The organism is Fuchsiella alkaliacetigena, from assembly GCF_023227765.1.
In the GTDB taxonomy this organism is placed as follows: domain Bacteria; phylum Bacillota; class Halanaerobiia; order Halobacteroidales; family Acetohalobiaceae; genus Fuchsiella; species Fuchsiella alkaliacetigena.
The window spans coordinates 1-9,607 of record NZ_JALKBZ010000068.1; the positions used below are offsets into that span (position 1 = coordinate 1).

The window sequence follows — 9,607 nt, forward strand, 5'->3', positions numbered from 1 at the left end:
AGAGATTCTTTATCTTCTCTTTTAAAGAAGGTGATATACAAATAATATTTAGTTTTTGGTTACTTGCCGAATTGAGGATTAATTATTCATTGTTAATTATTAATTGAACGAAACAAAACATTAATAAAGTTCTAATATCAAACTCACAAACTGATTCTAAACTATTATCCATTCTCCAACTCCAAAAATACCGGACAATGGTCAGAGCCCATCACCTCTGTTAAAACATCGGCCCCCTTAACCTGCTCTATTAAATTCTCACTTACAAAATGATAATCAATACGCCAGCCAGCATTTCTCTCCCTGGCTCTCGTTCTATAGCTCCACCAGGAATACTTTACTTCTTCTGGATGGAAGTATCTAAAAGTATCAATATAGCCATGGTCAATAAATCTGTCTATCCACTCTCTTTCAATATCCAGAAAACCAGACTTATCTCTGTTATCCTCGGGATTTTTAAGATCGATCTCTTGATGGGCCGTATTATAGTCACCACAGACAATTAAGCTCTTCCCTTCCTCTCTCAAACCTTCACAATAATCCAAAATTGCTTCATAAAACTCCAGCTTATACTCTAAACGCTCTTGACTACTCCTGCCGTTAGGAAAGTAGATATTAAGTAGAGTAAACTGCGGATAATGAGCTATAATTACCCTCCCCTCTCTATCAAACCTCTCAACTCCGATTCCATACTCTACACTTTCCGGCTCTTCCTTGGTATAGATAGCAACTCCGCTATATCCTTTTACTTCACCACAATTAAAGTATGTATAATAGCCATCAATCTCTTTTAAATCTTTAGTCAACTGCTCAGGCTGAATTCTAATCTCCTGCAAGCCTAAAATATCCGGCTTAGTTTCAGCCAACCAATCTAAAAAACCCTTTCTCTTGACGGCTCTGATACCATTCACATTCCATGAATAAATCTCCATTGCTAAATCAACTCCTATTCCATACTATTACGAAAACTACTTAAGTTCTCTTGCAGATGTTCAACTGGTAACTCCCAATCTCTATATCCCCTCTCGATTATTTGATAATAATCCTCGCTTGGAGGAGACTTTTCAAACTTCTCAGCCTCCATATAGTAACCTATAGCTTCGATGAACTCTCCATTATCCAGCCTCTTTAATTGATAGGTCTGGCGCTGATAATAATCGGGATAGCCCTCATAACGATCTAAATTAGCTAGATCCCGCTCAGAAATAGCATAAATTGCTCCGTAAACCAGATCTCCCGGCGACTTTTCAATAGTAGCCACTCCCCGCCGGTAAAGCAATTTATAATCTTCCAGTTTGACTGCTATTAAAGCTTGACTATCGGGACATCTCTCCTTCATCTGCTCCTGATCTAAGTTACTCCCGTAAGCAAAATATTTTAAGCTCTCCATCCTTCACGCCCTTTCCTATTAAAAATTAGATATCAACAGTTAAAATTCCTTTTCATTAATTAGGCTTTAATATTAAAGTTTTGAAATTTGAATTTTGTTTTTAATTATATTAATAGTACTTTCTAAGATGGCCAATGATTTTTTCAAAGTATCTAAATCATCTTCATTTGTTAATTTCTTTGATAAGTTTTTAGTTTGAGTAATTAAATCTTCAGTAACATTCTTTTTTTGAACTAAATTAGCTTGATTATAATCACCAAACTTATCTTTTATCACTTGGCAAATTCTCTCTTTAGCATTTTCATCAAAATCAAGTGTACAATCAAAAATACCTTGAGGTAACTCAAAAAAGGAACTTAAATTTTTCACTGTATATAGGCTAACTTTTCCATATTTATCACTCTTCTTAGAAGTATAATTATAATAACTTCCTGGAGAAATACCAGCTATTTCTCCAATTATATCTTTAAAAGGATGTGCAGAATTTTCATTAATAAGATCTCGTATTTCTCTATATCGTTCACCTGCAATGTTTTCTCTACCTTTCGTAGCATTTATTTTTTTATTGGACATATTTTAAATTAACCTCCTCAGTTATATGATTATATCTCATCATTATCTTATCTTATATCTTGTTTTTTGTCAACTTAAATTTTTTAAGTTAATAGTTCCTATCTCTTCAATTCAACTCCAAGTTGCTTTATATCCTTGAATTTTGTTAGAAATAGTCTATTTAACTACTTTGCCTTTTTCTGATATTTTAGAGAGTAGGTACGATATTATCAGAAAAAGTAGCTCATACCTCTTGATACCTTTTCAGAAGTATGATACAGTTATAATCAAATACGTCCAACGACCTATAACTATAGTAGCTTTAAATCTGCACCTTGACAGCTACTAAAATATATATTATAATCAAATATACCAACTACCTATAACTAACTATAAATCTGTACCTAGATGAAAGCACTATATTTAACATTGGAGGTGATTATCTACCAATATTTGATAAAGAAAATAATTATTGTAGAGTGGTAATGTCTTAACTATATTATACGAGGAGGTTTAAATTATGGACAAATTATCTGAAGACTTATGGAAGTTGCTTAAACTTGATGGAGTATACCTTGAACATCAGACAATTTTTACTGCTAATGCAATGGCAAGGCAGAGTATTTGGAGAGAAAATAAAGGGTATGCTAATTTTGATCTTTATACAGATAACTCCGAATATAAACCAGGAAATAAAGGGCATAAATTAGACTATAATAAGTGTTCTGACTATAATAATAATTTTTTAACTACTTATATTGGTAAAATAGTTGACTCTGTATTAAATCAAGATAACGATGAATTAATAGATGAAGAATTATTAAGATTTAATACTATGAGAAGTCAAGCTTTAACATTTAATCTCTTTGGAGAATTCGTTAGCCAAGATAATTATAAAATAAAAGATGAATATCAAGCAATAGTTAATGAAACATTCAAAAATTTATTTCCCGAATTAGAGATCAACGAAATAACACATATTAAATTTGAATATTCTCCGGATCGAGGAGAAGAAAAATATACAGATGACGGAACTGCTTTTGATGTTTTTGTAAAGTTTAAGAATATTGATTGCGAAAACGGCTTTATTGGAATTGAAGTTAAGTACAGTGAAAATATGATAGATAGCGACACCTACTATAAATACCACGAAAAAATATATGAAAATATATTTGGTATAATGAAAGCTAAAAAGATATTCAATAAAGATATTTCAAACTCTGAAGATTCAAACCCTAAAGACCTATGGGAAGGTAATACACAAAATAAAATTGAACAAACATGGAGAAATCATATGCTAACAATGAGCCTTCTAGCATCAGTACAAGGAGCAAGAAAAGATGAAAAAAACTATAATTATCCTGAAGAAAATTCTTTCAAGGATGGGTTGTTTGTAATTCTTTATCCCGAAAAAAATGAAGAATGTCAAGAAGTCATTGAGCATTATCAATCTAAACTTAATAAATCAAAGAAAACATACTTCAAAGCAGTAATTATGGAGGAATTTGTTAAAGAATTAGAAAAAGTAACTTTAGATAATTTTATCAAAGATCTAGAAAGTAAATCTAGTAATCAAAAAATACTTGGAATATCCAGAATTGGTACCAGTTTATTTCCCCAAGATAAAAAGTGGATTAAGGATTTTAAAAATAGATACTTAAACCTTTCAGAAATTCAAAAATTAGATGAACAACTCAAAAAGATTGCCAGCAAAAATTATAATCAACCTGACTGTAAACAAGCACTTATCTTTCCTACTGACTGTAAACAAGCACTTATCTTTTCTAAAAGTAATAATAATTGGGTAGCCTGGTGTAGAGAAGATCATAGAGCCTGTATTCTTAGAAAATGCCGTAATTATAATACTTAAAATTTATGAGCTTTAATTTAAGCTTGATTGTAGTTTTAAACTTGGCTTTTAATGTTTGGTCAGAAATTAGTCAGAGTCAAATTGTCTTTGAACTTGACTCTGACTTTAACTACTCATGAGTACAAAATATATAACTTAGCAAAATCTAGCTTAAGGAATGCATAATCAGGGACTGAAAATAATCTCCTTCACAATATCAAAGCACAAGTCATTCTCCTCCACCACTTCCAATCCCGCCTGCTCAATGTTATCTATAATCCGCCGATTAATATTGGCTCCCCAGAGTAAATAGCTGAGGCAATTAAAAACATCACCCGCTTGCCTCTACTCCCTGCTTTCAGAGTTTTAATTACTTTGTTCTCAATACTTCACAATAATATTTCTTCAAAGAATTCCAACTTATACTCCGCTCTTGACTGCTCCTGCAATTAGGAAAATAAATATTAAGTGAAGTAGAGTGATGATAATGAGCTATAATCACCCTACCCTCTCTATCAAACTTTTCAATTTCAAGTTTAACTGATCTAACTAATTAATCATTAGCAAAAAACTTTTCTTATTTTAACTTTTTAATCAATTCTTGATACTTTTCAAAAACTCCTTCTTCTAAACAATAACAAACTCTGGGCCCGTCAATCTCTACGCTAATCCAACCTGCTTCTTTGATCCCCGGCACATAAATTAGCTAAAATATCAAAAACAGGTCAGTTGCTAATTTTTACTTTATTAAAATTTGATTATAGATAGGATTTAAGCTGTCTATTGTCAAATAGACTAAGCAAGGAGATGATTATAACATGAAAAGATTAGTTTTTACTATCCTAATAGCAGTCACAGTCTTATTAGTAGGATGTTCTAGCGAAGTGAAAGATACAACCAGTGAAGTACTAGAATATGAAGGGAAAGTATATAATAAAAGCTATCAAGTAGCAGCTAGTACTATCTATTATAGCGACGAACGCTCTATATTAGTTAAAAGAGCAGAGGAACTAACACTGCTTAACGACATAAATAAAGATGAGTTTGCTTCTTATCCTGTTCTGGCTCCTGATCAAAAGAAATTCGCCTATATATCTCCCTTTGAATTTGAACTAAAAGGAGATGTTTACCTGTATGATATTGAGAATGAAACAAGTAATAAGATAATTAAAGTTGGTGTTGAAAAAAACGATACAGCTAAGGTTATTAAATGGTTAGATAACGAACGATTATTGACAATTATAGGCTTTGGAGTCGGTACAGTAAGTAGAGGTGGAGATCTATATTTATATGACCTAAAAACAGAGCAACTATCTTTAATCAAGGAAGCTGAAAAGCCATACGAAGAAATCGTTGATGTGCATATTAACGAAAAAGAAATTACAGTTGATATCATTGAATGGGATGATCAGTTTATGGAGTTTATAGATAAGCAAACTACTTTTAATTATGAAGACTTGATGATTAACTCTTAATAATTAAGCTACTACTTGCTCTTGTAAACTCATCGACTCTCTTGAATAAACTAAAATCAGGAATACCATTAAAAGAGTAGCGGGCCCTATTCGAATAGGGCCCGCTGCTATTACACTCCACTTTCAATTTCAGCTTGCTTTGCAAAGTACTCCTTAACTTCCTTAACTACTACTCCCGACAAAGCTAAAATACCAATTAAGTTCGGGAAAGCCATCAAGCCATTAGCTACATCAGCAATAGACCAGACCAATGTTAACTCCACTGCTGCTCCTACCGGCAAGGCGATAATAAAGATCCACCGATAGATATTGATAAACTTCTTACCTAATAGATAGTCTATGCAGCGCTCTCCATAATAAGACCAACTAATTGCTGTTGAAATAGCAAAGAAAATCAGTCCAAAAGAAACTATCCAGCCTCCCGGGCCCGGCAGACCCTGATCAAAGGCACTAGAGGTCAGTTCTGCTCCGGTCAAACCACTATCCCAAGCGCCAGTAATCACAATTACTAAAGCCGTCATGCTACAGACAATTAAAGTGTCAATAGCAGGCCCTAACATAGCTACTAAACCCTCGTGAACCGGGTTATTAGCCTTAGCTGCTGCGTGAGCCATGGGGGAACTACCTAAACCTGCTTCATTGGAGAAAATACCTCGCGCTACTCCCATTTGGAGAGTCCTTAAGACCGTAGCTCCAGCAAAGCCACCTACAGCCGCCGTCGGATTCACTGCCTGTCTAAACATAAAAGCAAAGGCTGCTGGAACCTCAGTAATATTAGCTAAAATAACTAGCAAAGCACCTAAAAAATAAATTACAGCCATAAAAGGGACTACCTTACTAGCTACCTTACCTATTCTTTTAATTCCCCCAACAATTACTAAGCCTACAATAATTGCTAAAATAATTCCTGTTAACAGTTTGGGAATCCCAAAGCTGGCTTCCAAAGGCTCAGCTACCGAATTAGCCTGTACCATGTTCCCAATTCCAAAAGTAGCAATAGCAGCAAAGATAGCAAAGAGTACCCCTAACCACTTTTGACCTAGACCTTCTTCTAAGTAGTACATCGGCCCACCACTAACAGTGCCATCTTCATTAATCACTCTATATTTTTGAGCCAAAAGACAGCTAGAAAACTTAGTAGCCATTCCAAAAACTGCTGTAACCCACATCCAGATTACTGCTCCGGGCCCGCCAATAGCAATCGCAGTTCCTACTCCGGCAATATTCCCAGTCCCGATAGTAGCCGATAAAGCTGCACTTAAAGCCTGAAAGTGATTAATTTCTCCCTCATCATCCGGGTCATCCCGCTGACCGATCAAGACTGCAAAAGACTCTTTAAGTTTAGTTAATTGAATTAGATTAGTTCTAATAGTCATCAGGACACCTGTACCTACTAATATAATAATTAATACGGGCCCCCAAACAATACCACTTAAATAATTAAATAATTCCTCCATTATCATTCTCCTTCTTTTTAAGATTTAGTAGATCATCCAAACTTCAACTCACCGCTTTCAATAAGACTTCTAAGCTCTTAAATTACCTCCCTTTAGCTATTCCATACTAGCTTATTATAATCCTGCAATAAGATAAATTTTTATAATTTAATCAAAACGGAATTTTTCCGATTATACTTGAATATATTAATCAAAGGCTCAATTTGAATAATTAAGTGATTTAGGAGGAAGTATTTTGGCAGCATTAATTACCCAAATTGCTATTAGTTTAACTGCTTTAATAGTAGGAAGTATCCATGTTATTTCTCCAAAGTATTCAATAGATGTAATTGGGCTAAGCTTTTTTATAATTGCTATTGCTCCTTGGCTAGCACCAGTTTTAAAGTCTCTTAAGTTACCTGGCGGAGTTAAAATCAGGTTTGAAGATTTAGAAAGCGCAACAGATAAAGCAGATAAAGCTGGCCTTCTTGCTGATGAAGCTGATATCGATGATTTAGATTGTTCTTTCCAGTATATAGTTGAGCAGGACCCTAACCTCGCCTTAGCAGGCTTACGTATTGAATTAGGAAAAAGATTAAATCAAATTGCTAAACTTAATAATATAAGTCCTAAGTTTAAAAATGCAAGTAAACTACTTGCTCTATTTGAGAAAAAAGAAATTATAACAACTAATGAACAGAGCGTATTAAGTGAATTAATAGAACTTTTAAATAAAACTGTTCAGGGAGCGGAAGTAGATAAAAAAGCTATCGATTGGGCTATGAATATAGGACTAAGGATTTTAAAAAGCTTAGATTATAAGATTGAACATTCTTAAGAAAAACGAAAACTATATAGTTATAATCTCTTGACTTATTCATAAGGTAAGCTTATAATTAATATAATAGCAACTAATAATTTGCAACTTAAGGGGGACAGCCCTATGTTAATAGATATTCATATTCACGAGAGTAAGTACTCTCACGACAGCCATGTTTCCTTGGCTAGAGTAGTACAGCAAGCTAAAAGTATCGGTCTGGATGGAGTATGTATCACCGACCATGATAGTCATCAAATTCAAGCAGAAGCAAAACAGCTATCTCAAAGCAGCGATTTTTTAATTATAGTTGGAGCGGAAGTATTGACTGAGAAAGGGGATATACTGGTCTTTGGTTTAGAAGAACTACCGCCGGCAAAACTACCGGCTCAACAGCTAATCGATTTAGTCAATGCTGAGGGAGGAGTGGCTATCGCTGCCCATCCTTTTCGGGATAACGGTCGCGGTCTGGGGAATAAAATCAAGGAGCTCCAAGGTCTACACGGAATAGAGGTTCTCAACGGTAGTACCGTAGTTGAAGCTAATCTCCAAGCCTATCACTTAAGCCAGGAGTTAAATCTAGCTGCTTTAGGAGCTAGCGATGCTCATCGGGCTTCACGCATCGGCAAGTATGTTAGTCATTTTGAAACTGAAATCAAAGATCGCCAAGACTTCATCACCGCTGTTAAGAAGCAAGAAGTCTCTCCGGCTATCTACCATAATAATAGTTTTCAAAAGATTGAAGCACCTCAGAGCTATCCGCAAGCACAATTAGTTCAACTTTAAAAGTAAGCTTCCATTCTCGCTAGCAGACCTGACCAGGAAAAACAACTTACAGCTTCTAAATACTCTTCATCCTCTAAATAATGATCCTCACCCAGCTTACTTATCTGCTTTTCAATAGCTTTTTTAAATCTCTTTTCAAAGTCCGGTAGTTCTGATTCTACCGGAATATCTACTTCTTTTAAAGTAGGTAGTTCTACATATTCGATAACTCCGCTGTTATTTATAATCGGGCCCAGCCACTCCTTAACTCCCGGTAAATCACTGCTTACTACTCTCAATCCTGAAGCCAAAGCCTCCATTAGTACTAAGCCTAAGCCTTCATAAAAGGAGGCTAAACAGAAAATATCGGCTTTTCTAAAGATTTCTCCCACTTTAGACTGGGGTAGGGCCCCGGTAAAAGTAATAGGTCGAGTACAATCCTTAGCTAACTGCTTAATTTTCTCCGCTTCAACTCCACTTCCCGAGCCAATTAAAATTAACTCTAGCTCTTCAGCTACTTCCAAACTATTATAAGCTCTAAGTAAAGACCTAACCCCTTTAGCATAGCTCATCTTGCCCACATAAACTAATTTAATAGGCTGCTCTTCTCTTTTCGATCCGTCTATGTAAAAAAACTCATTATTATAACCACTACCCATCACCACTATCCTCTCCTCATCAATAGCATAAAGCTGACTGATCTCCTCTTTTTGATGCTCAGTCAAGGCAAAAATAGTATCTACTTCCCTACAGCCTAACACTACATAGTCTCTAAACCTATGCAACTGCTTTAACTGCCGCAAGCCTGTCCCGTGACAGATAGCCAGTAAAGGAATTTCCGGCACTGATTGTCTAGCTAAAGAAGTCACTAGCCACAGATGATGAGCAATAATCAAATCCGGCTTGAACTCTTGCACAGCTTCTCTAATTTTTTCTTTAAAGACCTCAAGATAGCTATCTAACATCTGCTCATCTAAATCCTTAAACCTAGTACTTTGATAAGGCATTACATCACTCATCCCCACCACCGGAAAAGGGAGTTGCTCACTTTCAAACTTAACTGGGTAAAAGTTATTTAAATCAATCTGACCTAAATCCACCTGAGCCATTTGCTCAGGCACACCAGCAATTACTGCTTGCTGATATCCCTTTTTATCAGCCTCCTGTAATAAAGACTGCAAATAAATTCCGCTACCTGTTTGCTCTGGTCTTTGAGTTAGAATGTGAAGTATTTTTTTCATGACTATCCTGCTTATAAAAATCTATACAAAACTAACTATAGACCACAATTTCACAGGATTACAATTGTGTAGGATGCAATCG

The 9,607-nt window shown here is 35.0% G+C and carries 9 protein-coding genes; 4 read left to right on the forward strand and 5 right to left on the reverse strand.

The window, feature by feature from the left end; all coding sequences use genetic code 11:
* Positions 1-164 precede the first annotated feature (164 nt).
* The 3 genes from xth to MWH30_RS12620 form a co-directional block, all read right to left on the reverse strand.
* Positions 165-932, reverse strand: a complete 768-nt coding sequence (xth, locus tag MWH30_RS12610) for an exodeoxyribonuclease III (RefSeq protein WP_248664450.1) — start codon at positions 930-932, stop codon at positions 165-167.
* 14 nt (positions 933-946) lie between these two features.
* A complete protein-coding gene (locus MWH30_RS12615) occupies positions 947-1,390 on the reverse strand; it encodes a gamma-glutamylcyclotransferase family protein (protein WP_248664451.1) in 444 nt (147 codons plus the stop codon).
* Between the two features lie 72 nt (positions 1,391-1,462).
* On the reverse strand, positions 1,463-1,963 hold the full coding sequence (locus MWH30_RS12620; protein ID WP_248664452.1) for a hypothetical protein: 501 nt from the start codon (positions 1,961-1,963) through the stop codon (positions 1,463-1,465).
* 499 nt (positions 1,964-2,462) lie between these two features.
* On the opposite strand from MWH30_RS12620, the gene MWH30_RS12625 reads away from it, so the two are divergent.
* Positions 2,463-3,812 (forward strand): PGN_0703 family putative restriction endonuclease, encoded by a 1,350-nt coding sequence (locus tag MWH30_RS12625; RefSeq protein ID WP_248664453.1) that lies wholly within the window; start codon positions 2,463-2,465, stop codon positions 3,810-3,812.
* A gap of 797 nt (positions 3,813-4,609) precedes the next feature.
* Entirely contained in the window at positions 4,610-5,266 is a 657-nt protein-coding gene (locus MWH30_RS12630) for a DUF4652 domain-containing protein (RefSeq protein WP_248664454.1), read from the forward strand.
* A 110-nt stretch (positions 5,267-5,376) separates the two neighbouring features.
* Here the strand turns inward: MWH30_RS12630 and MWH30_RS12635 are convergent, their stop codons facing one another.
* Positions 5,377-6,723, reverse strand: a complete 1,347-nt coding sequence (locus tag MWH30_RS12635) for an alanine/glycine:cation symporter family protein (RefSeq protein ID WP_248664455.1) — start codon at positions 6,721-6,723, stop codon at positions 5,377-5,379.
* Between the two features lie 235 nt (positions 6,724-6,958).
* Here MWH30_RS12635 and MWH30_RS12640 point away from each other — a divergent pair, with 235 nt between their 5' ends.
* Positions 6,959-7,540 carry a hypothetical protein gene (locus tag MWH30_RS12640; protein ID WP_248664456.1) on the forward strand — a complete coding sequence of 194 codons (582 nt, stop codon included), beginning with the start codon at positions 6,959-6,961 and terminating at the stop codon, positions 7,538-7,540.
* Positions 7,541-7,645: 105 nt separating this feature from the next.
* Positions 7,646-8,305, forward strand: a complete 660-nt coding sequence (locus tag MWH30_RS12645; RefSeq protein ID WP_248664457.1) for a PHP domain-containing protein — start codon at positions 7,646-7,648, stop codon at positions 8,303-8,305.
* On the opposite strand, the gene MWH30_RS12650 is transcribed toward MWH30_RS12645, so the two are convergent.
* Entirely contained in the window at positions 8,302-9,525 is a 1,224-nt protein-coding gene (locus tag MWH30_RS12650) for a glycosyltransferase family 4 protein (RefSeq protein WP_248664458.1), read from the reverse strand. The two genes, MWH30_RS12645 and MWH30_RS12650, sit on opposite strands and share 4 nt — an antisense overlap.
* Positions 9,526-9,607 lie beyond the last annotated feature (82 nt).